Origin of the sequence: Rhizobium sp. 862_C5_N1_2 (genome assembly GCF_051811205.1) — a bacterium.
Lineage (GTDB): Bacteria > Pseudomonadota > Alphaproteobacteria > Rhizobiales > Rhizobiaceae > Rhizobium > Rhizobium leguminosarum.
The window spans coordinates 4,160,727-4,184,857 of record NZ_JBPWPT010000001.1; the positions used below are offsets into that span (position 1 = coordinate 4,160,727).

Genomic DNA, 24,131 nt, shown 5'->3' on the forward strand with positions numbered 1-24,131 from the left:
GCTACAGCCGCCTTTCATCGTCATAGTCGACTGCGATCAGTCCTGTTGAACGATACCGCTCAGATGCGTCATTTCCATGATGAAGTGCTCGAGCTTCGACTTATGCTCGTGCAACTCGGCATGTTCGAGTTCCCTACGGGCGGCCTCGATGCGGCGGGTCAGCTCGTCCTTTTGGAGTTCTTCGACCGGAACTGCAGATTCAGCAAGCAATGTACAGCCGGTCGGCAGGATATCCGCAAAACCGCCGAACACCACATAGTCCTGTTTCTTACCCGAGGCGAAACGCACGCTTACGACACCAGGCTTGATCGTCGTCATCGTCGGAGCATGGTTTGCCATGACCGTCATTTCGCCTTCGGTCGCAGGAATGACGACCTCAGTCACCATCTCCGACAGCAGCAGGCGCTCCGGTGAAACGAGCTCAAAGTTGAAATTGTCAGCCATCAGTGACCTACCTTCTCGGCTATGGCTTTTGCATCTTGCAATTTTGTCCCGCAGAACGGGCAGTGCAGTATCGCTTGATCGAGATAGCCAAGGCCTTCCTCGCTCTGGACAAGACCTACCACCATCATCAGCACGCCGTTATCGGCACGATAGACGGTGGGAGCAGCTGGTTCCGGAAGATCCGCCACGACTCCTTTCAGGGAGTCGCAGCAGAATATTTCGTCTAGCGCGTCGCTCATCAAGCAGCTACGAGCTTCTTGGCCTTCTCGACAGCTTCGTCCATAGAGCCGACCATGTAGAAGGCAGCCTCCGGCAAGTGATCATATTCGCCGTTGACGAGGCCCTTGAAGCCCTTGATCGTGTCTTCAAGAGCAACCAGTTTGCCCGGCGAGCCGGTGAAAACTTCGGCGACGAAGAACGGCTGCGACAGGAAGCGCTCGATCTTGCGGGCGCGGGCGACGGCAACCTTGTCTTCTTCGGACAGTTCATCCATGCCAAGGATCGCAATGATGTCCTGGAGGGCCTTGTAACGCTGCAGCGTCGACTGGACCTTACGGGCGACTTCGTAATGCTCTTCGCCGACGACCAATGGGTCGAGCATGCGCGACGTGGAGTCGAGCGGATCGACGGCCGGGTAGATACCCTTTTCAGCGATCGAGCGCGACAGAACCGTCGTTGCGTCCAAGTGAGCGAACGAAGTTGCCGGCGCCGGGTCAGTCAAGTCGTCGGCCGGAACGTAAATGGCCTGGACCGAGGTGATCGAGCCGGTGGTTGTCGTCGTGATGCGCTCCTGCATCTGGCCCATGTCGGTTGCGAGCGTCGGCTGATAGCCGACGGCCGACGGGATGCGGCCGAGCAGAGCCGACACTTCGGAACCTGCCTGCGTGAAGCGGAAGATGTTGTCGACGAAGAACAACACGTCCTGGCCCTGGTCACGGAAGTGTTCAGCGACCGTCAGGCCGGTCAGAGCAACGCGCGCGCGCGCACCCGGCGGCTCGTTCATCTGGCCGTAAACCAGCGCAGCCTTCGAGCCTTCGCCACCACCGTGCTTGTTGACGTTCGATTCGATCATTTCATGGTAAAGGTCGTTGCCTTCGCGGGTGCGTTCACCGACGCCCGCAAAAACCGAGTAACCACCATGCGCCTTGGCGACGTTGTTGATCAGTTCCATGATCAAGACGGTCTTGCCGACGCCGGCGCCACCGAAGAGGCCGATCTTGCCGCCGCGTGCATAGGGGGCGAGAAGGTCGACGACCTTGATGCCGGTGACGAGGATCTGCGCTTCCGTCGACTGCTCGACATAGGTCGGCGCATCCTGGTGGATGGAGCGCTTGTGGGCGGTAACCAGCGGACCTGCTTCGTCGACCGGCTCACCGATGACGTTCATGATGCGGCCGAGCGTCTCATTGCCGACGGGAACCATGATCGGAGAGCCCGTGTCGGTGACTTCCTGGCCGCGCACGAGACCGTCGGTCGAGTCCATCGCGATGGTACGAACGACGTTTTCGCCAAGGTGCTGCGCAATTTCGAGAACGAGGCGATTGCCGTTGTTGCTGGTTTCCAGCGCGTTCAGGATCTTCGGCAGTTCGCCTTCGAAAGCAACGTCGACGACGGCGCCGATAACCTGTGTGACTCTGCCGACAGAGCCTGTCTTGGGGGTAGCTGCCTCAGCCATTTTCTGACCCTCTTTTCCTAACCTCAGAGCGCTTCCGCGCCCGAAATGATTTCAATGAGTTCCTTGGTGATCTGCGCCTGACGCTGGCGGTTGTAGCTCAGCGTCAGCTTGTTGATCATCTCACCGGCGTTACGCGTCGCATTATCCATCGCGCTCATCTTCGCACCCATCTCGCCGGCAACGTTCTCGAGGAGCGCACGGAAGACCTGGACCGAGATATTGCGCGGGATCAGATCTTCGAGGATCGATGCCGGATCCGGCTCATATTCGTAGACGGCGCCTGCATGCGCGGCATCTTCGCTCTGTACTCCGCCCGTCGAAGCCGGGATGAGCTGCTGCGCTGTTGGAATCTGGCTGATCACCGACTTGAATTCGGAATAGAACAGCGTGCAGACGTCAAATTCACCAGCCTCGTACATCTGGATGACGCGCTTGCCGATCTGGTCCGCATTCTCGAAACCGATTCGCTTGACGTCACGCAATTCCTTGCGCTCGATGATCAGAGAAGCATATTCGCGGCGAAGGATGTCATAACCCTTCTTGCCGACGGTAAAGATCTTCACCGTCTTGCCCTCGGCAAGCAGCTTGCGGACATGCTCGCGCGCAAAGCGTGCGATTTGCGAATTGAAGCCACCGCAAAGACCGCGTTCGGCTGTGCAGACCACCAGCAGGTGAACCTGGTCCCTGCCGGTACCGGTCATCAGCGTCGGCGCGCCATCCGCATCGGTGACGGCCTTGGCGATGTTCGCCAGAACCGCACCCATGCGCTGCGAATAAGGCCGGGCGGCCTCGGCCGCCTCCTGCGCACGCCGAAGCTTCGCCGCGGCGACCATTTTCATCGCCTTGGTGATCTTCTGCGTCGCCTTGACGGAGGCGATCCGGTTTTTCAGATCCTTAAGTGAAGGCATCCGTGATCCGTCCTAACTTAGGGCCCGATTACGAGAAAGACTTTGCGAAGCTATCGAGAGCAGCGGTAAGCTTGCCCCTGGTATCATCGCTGATTGCCTTTTCCGTGCGGATCGCGTCGAGGATGGCGGTGCCCTCCGAACGCAGATATGAGAGGAGACCCTGCTCGAACTTGCCGACCGAAGCAACCGGCAGCTTGTCGAGATAGCCGTTGACGCCCGCGAAGATCACCGCGACCTGTTCCTCCGTCTTCAGCGGCGAGAACTGCGACTGCTTCAGGAGTTCGGTCAGGCGTGCGCCACGGTTCAGCAGGCGCTGCGTCGCAGCGTCGAGGTCCGAACCGAACTGGGCGAAGGCAGCCATTTCGCGATACTGCGCGAGTTCGCCCTTGATCGAGCCGGCAACCTGTTTCATCGCCTTGATCTGCGCCGACGATCCAACGCGGGAAACCGACAGACCAACGTTCACGGCAGGACGGATACCCTGATAGAACAGATCCGTTTCAAGGAAGATCTGGCCGTCGGTGATCGAAATCACATTGGTCGGAATGAAGGCCGAAACGTCGTTGCCCTGCGTCTCGATAACCGGCAGAGCGGTCAGCGAACCGGCGCCCATGTCGTCATTCATCTTCGCAGCGCGCTCGAGCAGGCGCGAATGCAGGTAGAAAACGTCGCCCGGATAGGCTTCGCGACCCGGCGGGCGGCGCAGCAGCAGCGACATCTGACGGTAGGATACGGCCTGCTTGGACAGATCGTCGTAACCGATCAGCGCATGCATGCCGTTATCACGGAAATATTCGCCCATGGTGCAGCCGGCAAACGGAGCCAGGAACTGCATCGGCGCCGGATCGGAAGCGGTGGCGGCAACGATGATCGAATATTTCAGAGCGCCGCGCTCTTCGAGCACCTTGACGAACTGCGCGACAGTCGAACGCTTCTGGCCGATGGCGACGTAGACGCAGTAAAGCTTCTCACCTTCCGGACCGTTGTCGTGAATGGCCTTCTGGTTGAGGAAGGCATCGAGAAGGATCGCGGTCTTGCCGGTCTGGCGGTCGCCGATGACGAGTTCGCGCTGGCCGCGGCCGACCGGGATCAGCGCATCGATGGCCTTAAGGCCAGTCGACATCGGTTCATGAACCGACTTGCGGGGGATGATGCCGGGAGCCTTGATGTCGACGCGCGAGCGGCGCGTCGCATTGATCGGGCCTTTGCCGTCGATCGGATTGCCGAGCGCGTCGACGACGCGGCCGAGCAATTCAGGTCCGACCGGAACGTCGACGATGGCGCCGGTCCGCTTGACGGTGTCGCCTTCCTTGATGTCACGGTCAGCGCCGAAGATGACGACACCGACATTGTCGGATTCGAGGTTCAGCGCCATGCCACGGATGCCGCCCGGGAACTCGACCATTTCACCGGCCTGGACATTGTCCAGACCATAGACACGAGCGATACCGTCACCGACGGAGAGAACCTGGCCGACTTCCGAGACTTCTGCCTCTTTGCCGAAATTTTTGATCTGGTCTTTGAGAATTGCGGAAATTTCCGCGGCGCGGATATCCATCAGCCAACCTCTTTCAATGCGAGCTTAAGGGTAGAGAGTTTGGTACGAAGAGACGTATCAATCTGGCGGGACCCGACCTTCACGATCAGACCACCAAGAATTGACGGATCAACCGTGACGGCAATCGTCACGTCTTTGCCGGTAACGCTCTTGAGTGCCACCTTCAATTCGGTTTCCTGCGCTTGCGAAAGCGCATGCGCCGAGGTGACCTCGGCGGAAATTTCACCGCGATGGTTCGCGGCGATGATGCGGAAGGCCTTGATCATGCCCGGCAGGGCAAACAGGCGGCGGTTGCGCGCCACGACCTTCAGGAAATTGGCGAAGAAACCGCTGATGCCGGCCTTCTCGCTGATGGCGACGATCGCCTTCAACTGGTCTTCGGCGGAGAAAACCGGGCTTGCGACGAAGCGCTTCAGGTCGGCGCTCTCATCCAGCATCGTCTGGAAATGGTCAAGATCGGCGGTTACGCTGTCGACGGCGCCCTGCTCGAGCGCCAGTTCGAAAAGCGACGAGGCATAGCGCTCGGCAACACCAGAAGTAAGCTGGGACGTGTCTGCCACTGGCACAAATTTCCCTGATTTCAACCCAAAATCCGGCTCTCGGCGGGCGCCGAACCTATGATCTTGAATTCGTTTTGATTTCCCCCAGAAATCACAAGAGAAGCCTCTTGCTTCTTCCGAAATTCGGGGTCCGTCTAACATAGGATGTACGGACTCGCAACACGCGTAACGCCCGAATATGCCTTTCATATGATTTTCTGTTCGCAAAATTGCGCAATGGCCTGGAAGGAGGCCAGAAATGCCGTCTGCCGGCAGAGAGAGTCACGTCTGGATGAAGCCGAAAACGTAGAGCAGCGGTAGCGCGGCCAAAGCAATCTGTACAACCAGGAGTAAATAGTTGACGAGATTACTCCCCTTATCGGACAGGATCGAGATGATACGGGCAAAGGCAGCCATCGCGAAAGAGGCGCCGAGCGCCATGTAGATCCAGTCCTGGGCGAGCAGGATCGCCGACAGGCCGAAACCGAGATAGAAACCGCCCATCGAGCGTCCCTCGCCGAAACCTTCCGGCCGCCCCTCCTGCGCCTGCAGACCGAGAAGACGGAAAGTCTGCCCCGGCGCGAACATCATGATGAAGCCGGCAAGCGCCGTGAAAGCGGCAGAGCAAAAAGCAAGCTGCTCGCCAAGCTCGGTCGGAAAATAAAACTCCATGCGTCAGCCCCAAATCACCCGGATGAATCAGTGTTTTATGGCATGGGCCGAAAAAGGAGGAAATGGCGTCTAGAGAAAACTCTGCGGATCGATATCCAGCTGCACCTGCACCGATCCGCGCTCCTTGGGTGACTGCGACAGCATCGCCCGCAGGAACCCCTGCATGTCCGAGTTTCGCCGCCCGTGCACCAAAAGACGGAAGCGGTGGCGGCCGCGCACCAGCGCAAGCGGCGCTTCGGCCGGGCCGAGCACCGAGATACCCGACACCTGCGGTGCGGCGTTGCGCATGCCGCGCGCATGGTTTTCAGCATCATGGCGGGTCTCGGCAGAAACGATGATCGACGCAAGCCTGCCGAAGGGCGGCAGCACGGCGCGTTCGCGTTCGCTGATCTCGCGCTCGTAGAAGGCGTCGGAATCACCTGATACGATCGCCTGCATGACAGGATGCTGCGGCTGATAGGTCTGCAGCAGCCCATGGCTCTTGAGGCCGGTGCGCCCGGCCCGGCCGGTCACCTGCGACAAAAGCTGGAAGGTGCGCTCGGCCGCGCGGGGGTCGCCATTGGCAAGGCCGAGATCGGCATCGACGATGCCGACCAGCGTCATCAGCGGAAAATTATGCCCCTTGGCGACAAGCTGGGTGCCGATGACGATATCCGCCTCGCCCTTGGCGATCGCTTCCAGCTCCAGCCGCAGCCGCTTCACCCCACCCATAATATCCGAGGAGAGAACGATCGTTCGCGCCTCCGGGAAATGCCGTTCCACCTCTTCGGCGATGCGCTCGACTCCTGGCCCGCAGGCAACGAGATGGTCGAGCGTGCCGCATTCCGGGCAGGCTTCCGGCGTGCGCTCGGCATGGCCGCATTGGTGGCATTGCAGCTGCTTGCGGAAACGATGCTCCACCAGCCAGCTCGAACATTGCGGGCATTGGAACCGATGGCCGCAGACCCGGCAAAGCGTCAACGGCGCATAACCGCGCCGGTTGAGAAAGAGCAACGCCTGTTCGCGCTTCTCCACCGTCTTGCCGATCGCCCGGATCAGCACCGGCGACAGGAAGCCGCCACGCTCCGGCGCATGCCTGCGCATATCGACCAGATGCAGGTCCGGCATCGCCGCATCGCCGAAACGCGTCGGCAGGTGGACGGTGCTGTAGCGTCCGCTCTGCCCGTTCACCTGGCTTTCGACCGACGGCGTCGCCGACACCAGGATGACGGGGAAATCGCCGATTCGGCCGCGCACCACAGCCATATCGCGAGCATTGTAAAAGACGCGATCCTCCTGCTTGTAAGCGGGATCGTGCTCCTCGTCGACGATGATCAGGCCGAGATCCTCGAAGGGCAGGAAGAGTGCCGAGCGCGCGCCCGCCACCACCCGCACTTCGCCGGTCACCGCCTGGCGCCAGACCTTTTCGCGCATGCGCGGCGCAAGATCGGAATGCCATTCGGCCGGCTTTGCCCCGAAGCGGTCCTGGAAGCGCTCCATGAAACTGGCCGTCAGCGCGATCTCCGGCAGCAGGATCAGCACCTGCTTGCCACGTTTCAGCGTCTCGGCAATCGCCTCGAAATAAACCTCGGTCTTGCCGGAGCCGGTCACCCCGTCGATCAGCGACACCGAAAATTCGCCCTTGCGGACGTCGGTAACGATCTCTTCGGCTGCCTCCTTCTGCGGCCCTTCGAGACGTGCGGCGGCAAAATCCGGATCGGGCATCGCCACAACCGGCGGCGGCGGCAGGAATATCGCCTCAAAAATGCCGAGCGTGATCAGTCCGTCGACGACGCTCGTCGAGACGCCCGCCGCATGGGCAAGACCGCTGCGTGTCCAGGAAAAGCCGTCGGAGGCGGTATCGAGCACCCGGGCGCGCGCCGGCGTCATCCGTTCCGGTTCGCCGCCGACGAGCTTCAACCCCTCCACCATCGGTTCCGGCTCGAAGGCGTTCGGCGCCCTCAGCGCCATGCGAGCAACGAGCCCAGGCGGCGAGAGCGTATAGGTCGCCACCCAATCGATGAAATCCCGCATCTCCCTGGAAAGCGGCGGGCAGTCGAAGACATGGCTGATCGGCCGAAGCTTCTTCGGATCGACGCCGTCTTCGCCGCCGTCCCAGACGACGCCGATCACCTGCCGCGGCCCGAGCGGCACCTGCACGACCGAGCCGGGCTCGACCGCCATGCCATCCGGCACCGAATAGGAATAGGGTTTGGGCGCCGGCATCGGCACCAGCACCGGAACCGTTCGGTTCGCGGGCGGTGCCTCGAAAAGCGCGCCAAAGAGATCGGACGAATCTGTGCTCATCGCGCGAGACCATGCCCGCAAATCGATGGAATTGGAACCGCAAAGACGGAGCCAGGTACTGCGAGTCGCCGCGGTGATTTAAAGAGTGAAGCTCAGAAATTGAGCTTCACCTGGCAAGGCGGTCGCCATCGCCGGAATAGGCTTCATTTGCCTTGCCATTGCGCTGCCGCAGGCGAATGATCGCCGACGCCTCGCGAGGATTGGGCGGCAGGACGGCGTTCTTCAACGCGATCGAATAGGCGTGTTTCGGATGTTCCAGCACATCCCTGGCATCGCCGCTCTCCACCACCACGCCCTTGCGCATGATCACCACGCGGTCGGAAATATAATAGGCGGTCGCAAGATCATGGGTGATGTAGACGATCGAAACGTTGAGCGCGTCGCGCAGATCCCGAAAGAGATTGACGATCGACATCCGCAGCGATGCGTCGACCATCGAGACCGGCTCGTCCGCCACGATCAGCTTCGGCTCGGGTATCAGGGCGCGGGCGACGGCGATGCGCTGCAATTGGCCGCCTGAAAGCTCATGCGAGAAACGACCTTTTATCTCCGCCATCGACAGGCCGACACGTTGAAGGGCAATGTCGGCAAGCGCCTCTTTCTCGGCCCGGCTCTTCGCGCCCTTGAAGCGATGGGCGGTGGCCAGCAGATACTCGTCGATCCGGGTCAGCGGATTGAAGGCCTCGAACGGATTTTGAAAGACCGGCTGAACCTTGGCCATGAAAGCCTCACGATCCCTACGGGAACGCACCGCCTTCACATCGGCGCCGTCGAAGCGGATGCTGCCCCGATCGACCTTTTCGTTACCGAGAATCATCTTTGCCAGTGTCGACTTGCCGGAGCCGGATTCGCCGACGATCGTGAAGATCTCGGGCTTGTCGGCGGCGAGGGCAAAGCTGACATCGTCGACCGCTTTCATCTTTTCGCGCGAGAAGAAACCGCCGATCGGAAAGAGCTTGGTGACGTGGTCGAGTTCGAGAAGGAAATGGCTGCTCATTGAATCTGGTACTCCCCGGCACGGAACCACGCGACCCGCCCTCCGGTCGCGCTCGGCAGCATGGCCGGCACCTCACGTGCGCATTTGTCGATCGCGATCGGACAGCGCGGATGGAACCGGCATCCCGAAGGCGGATCCGAGAGTGCCGGCGGCTTGCCCCTGAGGCTCTTTCGCGTTGAGACATCGCCGATGCGCGGCAGGCTGCCGATCAGGTGAACGGTATAGGGATGCTGGGGATTGTCGAAGATCGCCTGCGTCGGCCCCTCCTCCGCCAGCCGTCCCGCATACATGATGGCCAGCCGGTCGGTGATGGCGGCATGCACCGACATGTCGTGGGTCACGAAGATGACCGAGGACTGCAAGCGCATCTGCACTTCCTTGATCAGCGCCAGCACGTCCTGCTGGACGAGCACGTCAAGCGCCGTCGTCGGCTCGTCGGCGATGATGAATTCCGGCTCGCAGACAGTGGCGAGAGCAATCGTCAGGCGCTGGCGCATGCCGCCCGAAAGCTGGTGTGGAAAGGCCTCGAGCACGTGCGGATCGAGATGCAGGCGGGCAAGATGCGCCTCGACGCGCGCGCGGAAGGCATCTGGATCGAGGTTCATGTGGCGGGAGGCGAAATCGGTGAAGGCGTGTTTGACCCTCCTGACCGGGTTCAGCACGTTCATCGAGCCTTGCATGATATAGGAAAGGTGGCGCCAGCGTGCCGCCTTCATCTTGCTCGGTTCAGCATAGACATCGATCGGTCCGTCGGCAAAATTGAATTTCACCGTCCCGCCGACGACGCGCATCGGCGGCCGGATGGCGCCGGCAAGCGTCTTGATCAGTGATGTCTTGCCACTCGAGGATTCGCCGGCAATGCCGTAGATCTCGTTCCTGCGGATGGTCAGGCTGATATCGTCGACTGCGCGGATCTCCCGCCGCACGCCGAAATAATCATTGACGTAATAACATTTAAGCCCGTCGATCGTCAGTGCATCCTTGGCGTTTTCGGCAAGGGTCAAAGGCTGCGTCCTCATCAGGTTCTGCATCTCCTCAAGCTCCCATGCGGGCCAGGCGCGAGCGCGGGTCGATATATTCGTTCACCGACATGGCGAGCATGAACAGGCCAAGGAACAGGATGACGACGAAGAGCATCGGAAAGGCGACCCACCACCATACGCCCGATACCATCGCGGAATGCGCATTGGCCCAGTAGATCATGCCGCCGATCGTCGGCCGGTTGATGTCGGAAAATCCAAGCACCGAGAGCGTCACCTCGAGGCCGATCGCCCAGATCAGATTGTTCATGGTCGTGAAGAAGACGATCGGCATGACATAGGGCAGATGCTCGCGGATGAGGATCTGTCGTGTCCGCATGCCCGAGAAGACCGCGTGCCGGGTAAATTCCCGGTGGCGGAGAGACAGGGCGACGGAACGGATCAGGCGGCTGTCATGCGTCCATCCGAGCAGCGCCGCGGTGATCGCCAGCATGAACCACGTCATCTGGTCGCGAAGCACGAAGACCAGAAGCAGCAGGATCGGAATATTCGGCAGGGCGCCGAGCGTATCGTTGACCGCCATGATGATCTGGTCGGTTCGTCCACCGATATAGCCGGAGATCAGTCCGACGGCGATGGCGATGATGCGGCTGACGAAGGCGACGATGATGCCGAAGAACAGCGTATTGCGCATCGAGGCGGCGATCTGCCAGAAAACCTCCTGGCCACGCGAGGTGGTGCCGAGCCAGAATTCGGCCGAAGGCGGCATGTCGGGCGCGACGACATAGATGGCATTCTCGTCATAGGGCGAGAAGAACGATGCCGCGATCAGCGCCAGGATTGAGATCAGGATGGTTCCGAGCAGGAACTCCTTGTTGTAGCGCAGCAGGTCTCTGAGGACTTTGAACATCACGGATTACCCCAGTTTCACGCGTGGATCGATCAGCGGATAGATGATGTCGATCACGAAGACCGCGGCGGCAACCGCGATGATGGCGATTGTGGTGACACCGAGCACGAGGCTGTAATCGCCGGAATAAATGCCGGAGATCAGAAGCTTGCCGATCCCGGGATAGTTGAAGACGAACTCGACGATGACGGCACCGCCGAAGACATTGCCGAGACTGAGTGCCAGGCCGGTGACCTGCGGCAGCATGGCGTTGCGCGCCACATATTGCGAAAAGATGCTGCGCGAGCGCACGCCACCAAGTTCGGCATAGACGACGTGATCGTCGGTGACGATGTTGGAAACCAGCGAACGCATCGAGATGAACCAGCCACCGATGCCGACCAGCACGAGGGTCAGGGCCGGCAGGATGCCGTGCTCGATCACCGAGCTGATGAAGGCCCAGTTGAAGGCAGGCGCGAGATTGACCTGCGCGCCGTCGCTGATCGGCAGGATCGGCCAGATGAAACCGAAGAGGATCACCAGGCTGAGACCGATGATGTAGGTCGGGATCGGCTGCAGCGCCATGATGACGATACCGGCAACCTTCAGCAGCTTGCTGCTGTGGAAATAACCGGCAAGCGCGCCGAGAAAATTGCCGATGATCCAGGAGATGATCGTTGCGAGGGTCAGAAGCCCGACCGTCCAGGGCAGTGCCCGGCCGATAACGGTCATCACAGGGGTCGGGAAAGAGGAAAGCGACGGGCCGAAATCGCCGGTCAGGACGCGGCCCCAGAAGGTGAAATACTGCTCCAGCAGCGGCCCGCCGGTGCCGTAGAGTTCACGCAGCGATTCGCGGAGGATCTCGACGGCCTGCGGATCGGTGGAGCCAAAGCTCGTCAACAGCGACACGGTCTGCTCGATCGGATCGACCGGCGAAAAATGCGCGATCAGGAAGGCCAGCGTGATGCCGGTGAAGACCACGAAAAGAAATTGCAGAAAGCGTTTTGCCGCATAGATCAGAAAGCCGTTCATGACATCGACCTTTCAATAGCAGAACGGGAACAGCCGGCGGCCGGCTGCTCCCTCGATATTGCCTCGATCAAGGCTTCGGCGCATCCGGATTGGCCTTCAGACCGACCACCATGTAGCGGATGTTCGACCAGTTCGGACCCGAGGCCGAATAGGGATTGTCCGCGCTCGGATAGTTGGTCCAGTAGGTCGTATCGAGCGGCGCGAACTTGTTGTAGGCCATCAGCGGGATCATCGGCATTTCCTCGACGGCAAGCTTCAGAAAGTCTTGGCCGAGTTTGGCGACATCGGGCGAATCGAAGGCGATCGACCGATTGCGCTCGATGAGCTGGTCGAGACGCGGATCCTGCCAGCGCTGCAGATTGCGCGGCGGCTGGATCTGCCCGACCGGCTTGATGAACTCCGAATGATAGCTGTCGAGGAAGAAGGAGAGATCGGGATGACCGCCCCAGGTCTCGATGCTCCAGTAGATCGCCGTCTCGAAATCGCCGGTGCTGAGGCGCTGGCCATTGGTCGGGCCGGCGACATCGACCTTGGTGGCGATGCCGGCTTGCGTCCATTGCTGGGCGATCACCGTGCCGGCGCGGGCAAGCGTCGGGATGGCATCGCCTTCCACCTGCAGGCGGATCGTAAAGGGCGTGCCGTCAGGCTTCATCCACTGGCGGCCGCTCTTCTTGAAGCCTGCCTTCTGCAGCAGCTCGGTCGCAGCCTCAACGTCCTTCTTCCACCAGCCGAAGCCGAAGGTTCGCTGCAGCTTGGCCGGATCGGTCGGGATCTGATCGGCCCATTGGCTGCGCACCATATTGGCGATCTGCGACGAGATGTTGGGATCGTAAGGCTTGATCTTGCGGGACCCGGTGTCGAGCTCGAAGTTCGTCAGCCAGTCCTGCATCGGTGCGTAATAATCGTCCGGGGCAGAACCCGTCGGCGGCGTGGCAAGGGCGGCGATATTGGCCGCGCCGCGATAGGAGCCAAGCGCCACTTCGCGGATGTCGATCAGCAGAGCGAGAGCCCAGCGCACGTCCTTATTGTCGAAGGGTGCCTTCTTCGTATTGAAGAGAACGGAAGGCAGCGTCGGGTCCGGATGCGCGAAAGGGAAACCCTTCAGCCAGGAGGCCGTGCTCTTGCTGTCACGCATGATCGAGAACATGCCCTCGGGCGCCATGTCGTTGATGACGTCGAGATTGTGGTTGCGTTGCTCGATGACGCGGGCCTCCGGATTGCCGGCGGCGCGATAGACGACGTACTTGACCTCGGGCGGCTGTGCTGCAGCCAGGCCGATCGACGTGCGCTGCCAGTCATCGCGCAGCTTCCAGATCGTCCAGTTGCCGCCCTTGTCATAACTCTGCAGCTGGTAGGGCCCGAGTGAAACCGGCGGGTTGTTGTTGAAGGACAGCGGATCTGCGGCCTTCTCGAAGACGTGTTTCGGCATGATCCAGGCGGCATTCCAGCGCACGGTGAAAAGCGTATGGAAGCGCGAGTTCGGCTTCTTTAGATGGAAGACGACCGTCTGTGGATCCGGATTTTCGATACTCGCGACATTGACGGTGAAGGGCGCGCTCCAGGCCATGCCGGGATGGTCGATCTGCGTCTGCACGGTATAGACCACGTCGTCGCTGGTGAATTCGATGCCATCACTCCAGAAAATGCCCTTGCGCAGCTTCACCGTCATCTCGGTGAAATCGGCGTTGTAGCTCGGCGGTTCGCTGGCCAGCGCATTCTGCCAGGCATCCTTGCCGCCTTCGGGATTGATGAACCATAGCGTATCGGTGGTCAGCTGCTGCAGGCCGTTGAGATTTGCAGCCGCCCCACCGCCCGGAGCCCAGAGGTTGAACCAGTCGGCATTCTGCTGCGGCGTACCCTGGATGATCAGCGTTTCATTGCGCGGTATGCCGGCAATGAAATCCTGCGCAAATGCCGGAAGGGCCATGAGCGACAATAAGGCAATGGCTGCATATTTACGGAACTTCATCGGATGTTCCTCCTCCTCAACTCGCCGCGGCGAGCGCTTCCCGTAATCGATTGACGATGGCGTCCAGCGAACCCCTGCCTGCGCGTGCCGCAGGGACACATGCACTCCTCGACGGCGGGCGAACTCACGCCACAGTTATCGACAATTTTTTGAGAAACGGCAACTGATAATTTTGTCTGTCATAAAAAATAGCGCATTTACAGGCATTTTTGGCGAACGGCGCCGATCTGATTTTTTATATTATTGACAAAGTGAGCGTTTGGCTTAGCTTTTGCAGCGAGCGCGGCGCCCTCCCAAGAGGCCGCACTTCATCACCAGACAGGTCGGCTGCTTTCGGGAGGAGGCTTTGGCATGACCGTTCAAGAGGACACCAGGATGAGCAGCCCCTATGACGTGACAATCTCCGTTCACGCCAACCGGCCAACCGGCAAATACGAACCCTTGTGGAACTGGTTCGGTTACGACGAGCCGAACTACACCTACTCCCCGCACGGCAGGAAGCTGCTCAAGGAACTCACCGAGCTGAGCCCCGAGCCACCCCGCATCCGTGCGCACAATCTTCTGACCAGCGGCGACGGCCTGCCTGCGCTCAAATGGGGTTCGACCAATGCCTATACCGAGGATGCGAACGGTAATCCGGTCTATGATTGGACGATCATCGACAAGATCTTCGACACCTATGTGGAAGCCGGCAACATTCCGCTGATCCAGATCGGTTTCACGCCTGAGGCGCTCTCCGATTTCGACGGTCCCTATCGCCACCAATGGGAGCCGGCCGACAAATACGCAACGATCACCACCGGTTGGACGGCGCCGCCGACGGATCTGAAGAAATGGGCTGACCTGATCGAAGCATGGGCGCGCCATCTGGCCGAAAGATATGGCGAGGCCGTCGTTTCAAGCTGGCCATGGGAAGTGTGGAACGAGCCGGACGGTCACTACTGGACCGGCACCATACCGCAATTCTGCGAAATGTATGATGTCAGCGCCAAGGCCCTGAAGCGTGCCTTGCCGAATGCCCGTGTCGGCGGTCCGCACACCTGCGGCGCCTTTGCCAACGAAAAGGCCCAGACTTTCCTGCGTGCCTTCCTCAAGCACGCGGTCGACAATAAGTCGCCGATCGATTTCCTCGCCTTCCATGCCAAGGGCAATCCGGTGATCTACGAGGGCCACGTCCGGATGGGCCTGCACAAGCAGCTCCGCGACATCGAGACGAACCTTGCCATCATCAACGAGTTTCCGGAACTCCGACACCTGCCCGTGGTGATCGGCGAATCCGATCCGGAAGGCTGTGCGGCCTGCTCTGCACGCGTCCATCCGCAGAACGGTTATCGCAACGGCCCACTCTACGGCGTCTATGTCGTCGAGAGCATGATTCGCACTTACGAACTGGCGAGACGCGCCAACATCCATATCGAAGGCGCGGTGACCTGGGCTTTCCTCTTCGACGACCAGCCCTATTTCGACGGCTTCCGCGATCTTGCCACCAACGGCGTCGACAAGGCTGTTCTCAACGGCTTCCGCATGCTCGGCAAGCTCGGCGGCGAATGGCTGGAATCGGAAAGCGATTATCGCCGCGATATCGAGGATATCATGAGCCATGGCGTGCGCGGCAAGCCCGATGTCAACGTCGTGGCGACCCGCGACGACAAGGGTGTTTCCATTCTCCTCTGGCACTACCACGACGATGACGAAGCCGGGCCGTCCGCCGACATCACGGTCAATCTCGACGGCTGGGGCGACAAGTCCGCCTCGCTCAAGCATTTCAGGATGGACGAGGAGCATTCCAACGCCTTCGGCGTCTGGAAGGCGATGGGCAAGCCGCAGAATCCGGCCGGCGAAGACCATGCCAGGCTGGAAGCCTCGGGAAAACTCGCCGAGATCGACGGCGAGGCGTCGGTCAAGGTCGACGACGGCAAGATCGCCCTCAAAGTCTCCCTACCGCGTCAAGGCGTGTCTCTCCTGCGCCTCGATTGGTGAGCCGGTAGGCGAAGGGAGCGCAATCGAAAGATTGCGCTCCCTTTCAAGCGGCCGGTTCGCGTCAGTTGTCACTGACATAGGCGAGATAGCGTTTCTTGCTCGGCTGCAGATGGTCGACGCAGAGCTGGGCGAGAACCCAGTTATCCCCACCGCGCAGCATCTCGATCATCAGCCGGTGATGTTCGTGCGAGATACGCAGCGATTCCTTGCTCGACATCGAATTGGCGCGCACCGGCAGGCTGAGCCGCATATAGAGCTCGATCGATTGCACCAGATGCGAATTGCCGCAGGCGCCGAAGAGCGTCAGGTGGAATTTATCGTTGGCCTCGTGCACACCCCTGAGATAGCCGGATTCGATGTGGCGGCCATGCTCCTCGTGCAGCGCCAGCAGTTCCTCGATCAACGCCTCGGGCGCCGGCAGCTTTATCCACAGCGCTGCCTGCCGTTGCAGCAGTTCCCGAACGTCGTAGATTTCCTGGACCTGGCGGGCCGTCAGCGAGCGGACGGTCGCGCCCTTGTTGCGCTCGCGAACCACGATACCCATCGTCTCGAGCTGCACGATCGCCTGCCGGGCGAAATGGCGCGTGACGTGAAAGCGGGCAAGGAGCGTGTCTTCGGTCAGGCGGGTTCCAGGCGCCAGCCGCCCGAAAATGATGTCCTCCTCCAGCGCGCGGGCAATGCTTAGATCATCATGCTCGATGCCGTCTTCGCGGCTTTCGTTGAGCGTCTGCAATGTCATCTCCTCTGAAGCATAACCCCGAAAACCGGATTCGATTTTCGGAAAGGGATTATGCGCCAATCTAAAGTGATAGAGCGTCCTGGACGCGCGGCGCTCTAACGGCGAGCCATGTTACAGTGGATTGCGTTCCGGGTCGAACCGGCTCAAGCGATAGATATCCTCGACCAGAGCAAGCGTCTTGATGTTATCGCCCGGCGATGTCTCCATCGCCACCTTTCCATCGAGGCTGTCGAGGAAATGCGCAATGGTCGCGTCATAGGAACCCTGGTAGGTCTCGTCGGGATCGAAGTTCTCCCGGCACTGCCGCGCACCCTCAGCCGAGAGCAGATTGCCATTAAGTTCGAGCGTGCCGCGTGTTCCGAAGATGCGTAAGTGATCACGCGGCGCCGGCGGCGCGCCATGCACGGCGAGATTGGCGTTGATGGTGACGAGAACACCGTCGCTCGTCCGGCGCAGGACGACGCTTGCGACATCCTCCGCGACTATATCGCGATTGCTCCTCTCAAGCCGCGCACTCACCACCTCCATCTCGCCCAGAAGATATCTCAGCGTGTCGAGATGATGGATCATGACTTCCATAACCAGCAATCGCTTCTGCGTCCGGAAAAAGGGCTGGCGCACCAGCGCCGGCCTTTTTCCTTCCGCATCCGCGATCATGCCGCTGGACAGGAATTCGAACTGCACCTGGCGGATCTCGCCGGCAAGTCCCTCGTCGAGCCACGCCTTCAGCCGCCGATAATAAGCGCGGAACCGCCAGTTCTCATGGATCATCAACCTGCCCCTGCCTGAAAGACCTGCCAGCAGGTCGACAGCCTCGCCGTAGGAGGGTGCGAGCGGCTTCTGACAGATGATGTCGAGGCCTTTTTCCGCCGCCAGCCGCACCAGTTCGGCATGGAACTCCCGTGGCGCGCAGATATCCACGGCATCGAGCTGCTCGGCATCCAGCATCGCCTGCGCGCTCGCATAGTGGCGCGCGATATCGAAGGCGGCAAGCCGCGCTTCGACGGCGCTCGGCGACGGGTCGGCAAGCGCCACGACCTCGGCTCTTTCCGATTGCCGCATCCATGCAGGCAGATGGTAGGCGCTGACCCAGCCGGCACCGATAATGCCGATACGCCGTCGTCTCGTTCCCGTCATGGCGCTTCCTCTGCATACAATCTCATTTTATCAATAATCTATCCATCTTCATCGCAAAAGCCAATCGTTTGATTGTCGAACAAAAGTGCTAATTTCGCTGATTCCCATTGTAATTTATGGTGATCGCCGAAGAAATCCGAAAATACGATACAGTGACGCCATCTTATTTATTGACAATCATCCGTATCCCTCTACGCTGATACCACGGCCATGGATCAATTTGGCGAGGGAGGAACAGGTTTGTCGAACGGTCTTCGTCGCAAGCTGACGAGTTACGGCGATCAGGGATTCTCCCTTTTCCTGCGCAAGGCATTCATCAAGGCCATGGGTTATTCGGACGATGCGCTCGACCGTCCGATCGTCGGCATCGCCAACACCTACAGTGATTTCAATCCCTGTCACGGCAATGTGCCGCAACTCATCGAGGCAACCAAGCGCGGCGTCATGCTGACGGGTGCGATGCCCATGGTGTTTCCGACAATCTCGATCCACGAGAGCTTTGCCTCGCCGACCTCGATGTATCTGCGCAACTTGATGGCGATGGAAACGGAAGAGATGATCCGCGCCCAGCCGATGGATGCCGTCGTCCTGATCGGCGGCTGCGACAAGACCCTGCCGGCCCAGATCATGGCGGCCGCCAGCAGCGAGATACCGGCGATCTTCCTGCCGACCGGCCCGATGGCCGTCGGCCACCACAAGGGCGAACGGCTTGGCGCCTGCACGGATTGCCGCCGTTTCTGGGGGCGCTTCCGCGCCGGAGAGATCGACGAGGCCGAGATCGCCGACGTCAACAACAAGCTGGCCAGCTCGATCGGCACCTGCACGGTGATGGGCACGGCGAGCACCATGGCGAACCTCACCGAAGTCATGGGTCTCTGCCTTCCCCGCGCCGGTTCGGCACCCGCCGTCGAATCTGAACGAGTCCGCCTTGCCGAGGAGACCGGCCGTGTCGCCGCGCGTCTCGCCATGGATGAGGCTGCACCGACGGTGCGCGATATCCTGACGCCGCAGGCAATACGCAACGGCCTCGTCGCACTGCAGGCGATGGGCGGCTCGACCAATGCCGTCGTGCATCTTGCCGCGATAACCGGCCGCCTCGGTCTGCGCCTCGACATGGCCGAGCTCGACCGGCTCGGCCGGAGCATTCCCCTGCTCGTCGACCTGCAGCCCTCCGGCCAGCATTATATGGAGCAATTCCATGAGGCCGGCGGCGTTCCGGCTCTGTTGAAGGCGGTGCGTCACGAAATCGACGCCCGCGCCCCGACCGTGTACGGTAGAACGATCGGCGAGATCATCGACGATGTCGTCGATGAGCCGGGCCAGACCATTATCCGCACCGTCGAGAAACCGTTGAAGCCGATCGGAACGATCGCCGTCTTGCGCGGCAATCTGGCGCCGCGCGGCGCCGTCATCAAGCAATCCGCCGCCTCCAAGGATCTGCTGCAGCATAGCGGGCGCGCCGTGGTCTTCGATTCCGTCGAGGATATGACGCTGCGCATCGACAGCGACGATCTCGACGTACATGCCGACGACGTTCTGGTTCTGCGCAATGCCGGGCCGAAAGGTGCGCCCGGCATGCCGGAAGCCGGCTATCTACCCATCCCCCGCAAGCTCGCCCGCCTGGGCGTGAAGGACATGGTGCGGATTTCCGACGCCCGCATGAGCGGCACGGCCTTCGGCACGATCATCCTCCATATCACGCCTGAAGCCGCCGATGGCGGCCCGCTGGCGATCGTCCGCACCGGCGATCGCATTCGACTCGACGTCGAGGGCCGGCGCATCGATCTCGACATCGACCAGGCGGAATTCGATCGCCGCATGCTTGATGTCGTCAACCGGCCCTCCCCGGCCCCGTCGCGCGGCTATGCCAAGCTCTATCAGGAGCGCGTGCTCCAGGCTGACGAAGGCGCCGACTTCGACTTCCTGCAAAGCGAGGAGCTCGACGCGCGATGAGTGCCGCTGATATGGAGGCGCCGCTTTGCCTGCCCCGCCGGCAGCTGACGCGGCTGCCGCGGGCGGCGCTGCCGCAAGGCACGGTCGATGCGCATTTCCACGTCTTTCGCGCCGGCGCTCCGCTCAACACTCCACGCAGCTACACGCCTGACATCGCGACGATTGCCGACTGGATCGAATTCTCCGGCAGTCTTGGCATCGCCAGGGGCGTATTGGTGCAACCAAGCGTCTATGGCCTCGACAATAGGGTGCTGCTGGAGGCGCTTGCCGCCTATCCAGATCGTCTGCGCGGCATCGTCGTCATCGATCCTGACACCACGGCGACCGAGATGGAGCGTCTGGATCGGCTCGGCGTGCGCGGCGTGCGGATCAATACGCGCAACAAGGGTGGCCTCCCGCTCGCCGCCGCCAAGACACTGGCGGAAAGCATTGCCCCTCTCGGCTGGTCGCTGCAATTGCAGATCAATCCCGAACAACTTCCCGATATTGCGGCAACGCTGTCCGGCATCCGCCTGCCCCTCGTCATCGACCATCTCGGCTTCATTCCACTTGCCAGAGAGACGAGATCGTTGCATGTCGATGCCCTGAAAAGACTGATGGACAGAGCCGAGGCCTACGTCAAAGTCACCGCGCCCTACCGTTTGACGAAGGACATGAATGACCAAGGTTTCGCCGAGGTCGGCCGCGCCCTTGCCGCCAGCCATGCGGAAAGGCTGCTCTGGGGCAGCGATTGGCCGCACACCGAATTGTGGGACGGCATGCCCGATGACGCCGATCTGATCGAGACCATACGGGCCGCCATTGACGATCCCACGATTGCCGAAAAGATTTTTGTTCGAAATGCCGAGGCGCTGTTCTTCGGCCGCTGAATTGGAGAGTACGAATGGCCAGACTGACCGAAGATGCCAAGGGCGTCTATGTGATCGCCGTAACCCCCTTCACCGATGACGGCGCGCTCGATCTCGCCAGTATCGACAGCATGGTCGATTTCTACGAGGGCGCCGGCGTCACCGGCCTGACGGTGCTTGGCCAGCTCGGCGAGGCCCCGAAGCTGACCGCCGAGGAATCGCGGACAGTCGTCCAACGGGTGCTGAAGCGCCTCGACGGGCGCCTCCCCGTCGTTGTCGGCGTTTCGGCGCCAGGGCTTGCGCCGATGAGCGAACTTGCCGAAGCCGTTATGGGCGAGGGGGCGGCCGGTGTCATGGTTGCGCCGCCCTGGACCGTCAAGACTGACGATCAGGCCTTCGCCTTCTACCAGTCGGTTGGCGAGACCCTGGGCGATACGCCATTCGTGCTGCAGGATTATCCGCTCACCACCAATGTGACCATCGCGCCTAAGGTCATCGAGCGTATCGTCAACGAGGTGCCGAATTGTGTCATGCTCAAGCACGAGGATTGGCCGGGTCTATCGAAAATCACCGCGCTTCGCGCCGCCAGCGACAAGGGCGCCATGCGGCGTATCTCCATCCTCTGCGGCAATGGCGGGCTTTTCCTGCCCGAAGAGATGGGCCGCGGCGCCGATGGCGCAATGACCGGCTTTTGTTATCCGGAGATGATGGTTGGCGTCGTCGAGGCCTATGCAGGCGGAAATCCCGATCGCGCCCATGCGATCTTCGACGCCTATCTGCCGCTCGCCCGCTACGAACAGCAGCAGGGCATTGGCCTTGCCTCGCGCAAATATGTGCTTGCCAAGCGCGGCGTGATCAAGTCGGCCACCCTGCGCAAGCCGGGCGCCAAGCTCTCCGCACTCGATATTGCCGATGTCGAGCGGCTGTTGGCGCGCCAGGCCATCCGCCTCAAGGAGATCGGGGCGTAACACACTGGCGCAAATCCGAAGCCGCTGGACCACCGTTATGGTGCTGCAGCGCGAGCAGATGGCTATGTCCATCTCGTCCGTGAGGCTGAAACCCGAGCGACTCCCAGAACCTTGCCGCACCATCGTTTCCCGCATGAACGGTGACGACGGTACAGAAGGACGACGCATGATCAACCAGAGCCATGGCAAGCATCCGGCCGATGCCGCGCCCGCGCATTGCGGGACTGATGTAGAAACGCCGCATCCGCAGCGCCCCTGACATGGCCGTTTCAACAGTCATGCCGCCGACGCCAGCAAGCGCCTCCTCGGCATAGGCGCCAAGCAGCCTTTCGCCGTCACGATCGAATCTGACGGCGCCGGTCGACCATTCGTCGATAAGGCGGGCGATATGGAGATAGCCTTCTTGCCGGGCCTCGCTTTCGAGATCTGCGATCTCCTGCGGCAATCGATCGCGGAACGTGCGGATATCGATTGTCATGGCAATGCCGGTGGTTCTAGATTGCAGGAACCGGAACCTCGCGGTGCATCGCCGCCGGCAGGCCGACCGGGACGAAGGTCGCGTCGCCATCCCCAGCCATATCCTGCACCGTATGTTTCTCCAGAGCCTTCGTCACCTCGTTGAGGTCGCCGTCTAGCTGTTCGGCGGGAATAAGATTGCCGATCACGAAATCGAAGCGGTCGCCGCGTTTGTTCAACAGTTCGTGGAACACGGTCATGTCGCGAAGCTCCGTCGACCATTTCGCCAGCCAGTAGAACAGCCCCGAATTGCGCGCCGTCACATGCACGGGAAGGATCGGCAGATTGTATTTGCGCGCCAGCCCGACGGCCGAGGTCTTCCATGGCCGTTCGTTCAGCCGGCCGTTTGCCCAGTAGGCGATGCGGCCTGAGGGAAAGAGCACTGTCGCCTTGCCTTCCTTCACCGCATGGTTGGTCAGTTGCAGCGTTTCGCGCGCCTTCAGCTTGCTCTTATGCTCCTCCCGCCATTCGACAGGAATGATCATCTCGGCGAACCGCGGATTGACGCGGATGGCATCGCGATTGGCAAAGAACATCATGTCCGGCCGACGCGCTTTCAAGAGATCGAACACGGCAACGCCATCGGCGATGCCTGTGGGATGGTTGCTGACGAGGATGAAGCCGCCGGTATCAGGGATGCGTTCGCCATTGGTGATGCCGATGTCGAGCTTCAGCACATCACTCAGATATTCGAACGACTGGAAACCCGGCATCTTGGCAACCGCATTGGCGAATTCGAGCGCCTTGTTGTAACGCAGCAGCGTGTAGAGGAATGGCCGCATGACCGGCCAGAGCGGATTTTTCACGATCCTCTGGCCGCGTTCGGCAATCAGCGTATCGACGATATGACCGGGCTTTCCCTGTGAAACGAGAGCGATCGCTTCCGCGAGCTGTCCGAAAGCCGTCATGGAATCGCGCCGTGCCATGAAAGATCCTGTCTATGGGGTATAAGCTATCGCAGTACAATATGATCGAAGGATGACAAAGGCTTGGCCGGCATTAGCAATTCCATAACTGTTCCTGCTCCAAATTGGCGGACTTGAAGGCAAAATCAAGGCCAGCCACGTGAACGAACTGCTTGTTATCGCCGATCCGCGCCTGATGACGGAGCGTGCCGCATGGCTTGAAAATCTCGCCCGTGAGCGCCGTCTTTCCGAGCATACGCTCGACGCTTACGAGCGCGACACCCGCCAGTTCCTGACCTTCCTGACCGGCCATCTCGCCGGCCCGGTGACGCTCCGCGACATCAAGGAGTTGCGCCCCGCCGATTTCCGCGCCTTCCTGGCGGCCCGGCGCAAGCAGGGCTCCGGCGCTCGCTCGCTCGGCCGCAATCTCGCCGGTCTCCGTTCGCTGCTGCGCCATCTCGAAAAGAAGGGCCTGGTCAACGCCGCCGGCGCCGGCGCAGTGCGCTCGCCGAAACAACCGAAATCGCTGCCCAAGCCGCTGTCGGACACGCAGGCGATCACCGTCGTCAGCGACGACGCCCAACTGCATGACGAACCCTGGATTGCGGCGCGCGATGCGGCTGTCATGACGCTGCTCTACGGCTGCGGCCTGCGCATCTCCGAAGCGCTTGATCTTGCTCCCGCCGACCTGCAGAAGGGCGCGACGGTGCTGCGCATCACCGGCAAGGGCAACAAGACGCGGCTGGTGCCGTTGCTCTCTGTGGTTTTCGACGCGGTCGAGAAATACCGCGCGCTCTGCCCATACCATCTCGAAAGCGGCGAACCGCTGTTTCGCGGCGCCCGCGGCGGCAAGCTGCAGGCGGCGATCATCCAGCGCACCATGCAGAAGATGCGCAGCGCCTTCGGTCTGCCGGAGACGGCGACACCGCATGCCCTGCGCCATTCCTTCGCCACCCACCTGCTTGCCGGCGGCGGCGATCTGCGCACCATTCAGGAATTGCTCGGCCATGCCAGCCTTTCCACAACGCAGGTCTATACCGGAGTCGATGCGTCACGGCTGCTCGAGGTGTATGATCGGGCGCATCCGCGCGCCTAGCGCATCGGCCCGGAAATCGGAATTGATTTTTGGAAGCACG

General features: G+C 61.0%; 22 protein-coding genes. 5 read left to right on the forward strand and 17 right to left on the reverse strand.

The genetic code is table 11. The annotated features are described in order from the left end of the window. Positions 1-36: 36 nt before the first annotated feature. From ACD590_RS20565 to ACD590_RS20625, 13 genes are all read right to left on the reverse strand, one after another. Positions 37-444: a F0F1 ATP synthase subunit epsilon gene (locus ACD590_RS20565; protein WP_018243852.1), complete on the reverse strand. Its 408-nt coding sequence runs from the start codon at positions 442-444 to the stop codon at positions 37-39. Continuing rightward, a complete protein-coding gene (locus tag ACD590_RS20570; protein WP_439003260.1) occupies positions 444-683 on the reverse strand; it encodes a hypothetical protein in 240 nt (79 codons plus the stop codon). Before ACD590_RS20570 ends, ACD590_RS20565 begins: the two co-directional genes overlap by 1 nt. After that, on the reverse strand, positions 683-2,119 hold the full coding sequence (gene atpD / locus ACD590_RS20575) for a F0F1 ATP synthase subunit beta (RefSeq protein ID WP_018243854.1): 1,437 nt from the start codon (positions 2,117-2,119) through the stop codon (positions 683-685). Before atpD ends, ACD590_RS20570 begins: the two co-directional genes overlap by 1 nt. A gap of 23 nt (positions 2,120-2,142) precedes the next feature. Next, positions 2,143-3,027, reverse strand: a complete 885-nt coding sequence (locus ACD590_RS20580; RefSeq protein ID WP_113543708.1) for a F0F1 ATP synthase subunit gamma — start codon at positions 3,025-3,027, stop codon at positions 2,143-2,145. A 28-nt stretch (positions 3,028-3,055) separates the two neighbouring features. After that, the gene (gene atpA, locus ACD590_RS20585; RefSeq protein WP_028734236.1) at positions 3,056-4,585 is read right to left on the reverse strand and encodes a F0F1 ATP synthase subunit alpha; all 1,530 of its coding nucleotides are present in this window, start codon (positions 4,583-4,585) and stop codon (positions 3,056-3,058) included. Beyond that, the gene (locus ACD590_RS20590) at positions 4,585-5,151 is read right to left on the reverse strand and encodes a F0F1 ATP synthase subunit delta (protein ID WP_018243857.1); all 567 of its coding nucleotides are present in this window, start codon (positions 5,149-5,151) and stop codon (positions 4,585-4,587) included. Before ACD590_RS20590 ends, atpA begins: the two co-directional genes overlap by 1 nt. 255 nt (positions 5,152-5,406) lie before the next feature. Beyond that, positions 5,407-5,796, reverse strand: coding sequence for an AGROH133_08824 family phage infection protein (locus ACD590_RS20595; protein WP_018243858.1), 390 nt, complete (start codon positions 5,794-5,796; stop codon positions 5,407-5,409). A gap of 69 nt (positions 5,797-5,865) precedes the next feature. Then, positions 5,866-8,082 carry a primosomal protein N' gene (locus ACD590_RS20600; protein WP_065276372.1) on the reverse strand — a complete coding sequence of 739 codons (2,217 nt, stop codon included), beginning with the start codon at positions 8,080-8,082 and terminating at the stop codon, positions 5,866-5,868. Positions 8,083-8,188: 106 nt separating this feature from the next. Further along, the gene (locus ACD590_RS20605; protein WP_439003261.1) at positions 8,189-9,079 is read right to left on the reverse strand and encodes an ABC transporter ATP-binding protein; all 891 of its coding nucleotides are present in this window, start codon (positions 9,077-9,079) and stop codon (positions 8,189-8,191) included. Then, positions 9,076-10,110, reverse strand: coding sequence for an ABC transporter ATP-binding protein (locus ACD590_RS20610; protein ID WP_439020947.1), 1,035 nt, complete (start codon positions 10,108-10,110; stop codon positions 9,076-9,078). The genes ACD590_RS20605 and ACD590_RS20610 overlap by 4 nt, the downstream gene beginning before the upstream one ends. Before the next feature lie 4 nt (positions 10,111-10,114). Continuing rightward, positions 10,115-10,969 carry an ABC transporter permease gene (locus tag ACD590_RS20615; protein ID WP_439020961.1) on the reverse strand — a complete coding sequence of 285 codons (855 nt, stop codon included), beginning with the start codon at positions 10,967-10,969 and terminating at the stop codon, positions 10,115-10,117. 6 nt (positions 10,970-10,975) lie between these two features. Further along, on the reverse strand, positions 10,976-11,980 hold the full coding sequence (locus ACD590_RS20620) for an ABC transporter permease (RefSeq protein WP_018243863.1): 1,005 nt from the start codon (positions 11,978-11,980) through the stop codon (positions 10,976-10,978). Positions 11,981-12,047: 67 nt separating this feature from the next. Then, positions 12,048-13,949, reverse strand: coding sequence for an ABC transporter substrate-binding protein (locus tag ACD590_RS20625; protein WP_028734231.1), 1,902 nt, complete (start codon positions 13,947-13,949; stop codon positions 12,048-12,050). A 351-nt stretch (positions 13,950-14,300) separates the two neighbouring features. Here ACD590_RS20625 and ACD590_RS20630 point away from each other — a divergent pair, with 351 nt between their 5' ends. After that, positions 14,301-15,929 (forward strand): GH39 family glycosyl hydrolase, encoded by a 1,629-nt coding sequence (locus ACD590_RS20630; protein ID WP_439003263.1) that lies wholly within the window; start codon positions 14,301-14,303, stop codon positions 15,927-15,929. A gap of 61 nt (positions 15,930-15,990) precedes the next feature. Here the strand turns inward: ACD590_RS20630 and ACD590_RS20635 are convergent, their stop codons facing one another. Next, positions 15,991-16,662, reverse strand: a complete 672-nt coding sequence (locus ACD590_RS20635; RefSeq protein ID WP_018243866.1) for a GntR family transcriptional regulator — start codon at positions 16,660-16,662, stop codon at positions 15,991-15,993. Positions 16,663-16,779: 117 nt separating this feature from the next. Then, a complete protein-coding gene (locus ACD590_RS20640; RefSeq protein ID WP_439003264.1) occupies positions 16,780-17,805 on the reverse strand; it encodes a Gfo/Idh/MocA family protein in 1,026 nt (341 codons plus the stop codon). Positions 17,806-18,045: 240 nt separating this feature from the next. Between ACD590_RS20640 and ACD590_RS20645 the strand changes: the two genes are divergently transcribed. The 3 genes from ACD590_RS20645 to ACD590_RS20655 are packed head-to-tail and all read left to right on the forward strand — an operon-like array spanning position 18,046 to position 21,574. Then, entirely contained in the window at positions 18,046-19,758 is a 1,713-nt protein-coding gene (locus ACD590_RS20645; protein ID WP_439003265.1) for an IlvD/Edd family dehydratase, read from the forward strand. After that, positions 19,755-20,627: an amidohydrolase family protein gene (locus ACD590_RS20650; protein WP_028734228.1), complete on the forward strand. Its 873-nt coding sequence runs from the start codon at positions 19,755-19,757 to the stop codon at positions 20,625-20,627. Before ACD590_RS20645 ends, ACD590_RS20650 begins: the two co-directional genes overlap by 4 nt. Before the next feature lie 14 nt (positions 20,628-20,641). Then, on the forward strand, positions 20,642-21,574 hold the full coding sequence (locus ACD590_RS20655) for a dihydrodipicolinate synthase family protein (RefSeq protein ID WP_028734227.1): 933 nt from the start codon (positions 20,642-20,644) through the stop codon (positions 21,572-21,574). Here ACD590_RS20655 and ACD590_RS20660 read toward each other — a convergent pair. Both ACD590_RS20660 and ACD590_RS20665 read right to left on the reverse strand, forming a co-directional pair. Continuing rightward, entirely contained in the window at positions 21,555-22,052 is a 498-nt protein-coding gene (locus ACD590_RS20660; RefSeq protein ID WP_028734226.1) for a GNAT family N-acetyltransferase, read from the reverse strand. The genes ACD590_RS20655 and ACD590_RS20660 overlap by 20 nt on opposite strands. 16 nt (positions 22,053-22,068) lie before the next feature. Next, positions 22,069-23,016 carry a GNAT family N-acetyltransferase gene (locus tag ACD590_RS20665; protein ID WP_028734225.1) on the reverse strand — a complete coding sequence of 316 codons (948 nt, stop codon included), beginning with the start codon at positions 23,014-23,016 and terminating at the stop codon, positions 22,069-22,071. A gap of 139 nt (positions 23,017-23,155) precedes the next feature. Between ACD590_RS20665 and ACD590_RS20670 the strand changes: the two genes are divergently transcribed. Then, the gene (locus ACD590_RS20670; protein WP_028734224.1) at positions 23,156-24,091 is read left to right on the forward strand and encodes a tyrosine recombinase XerC; all 936 of its coding nucleotides are present in this window, start codon (positions 23,156-23,158) and stop codon (positions 24,089-24,091) included. Positions 24,092-24,131: the final 40 nt, after the last annotated feature.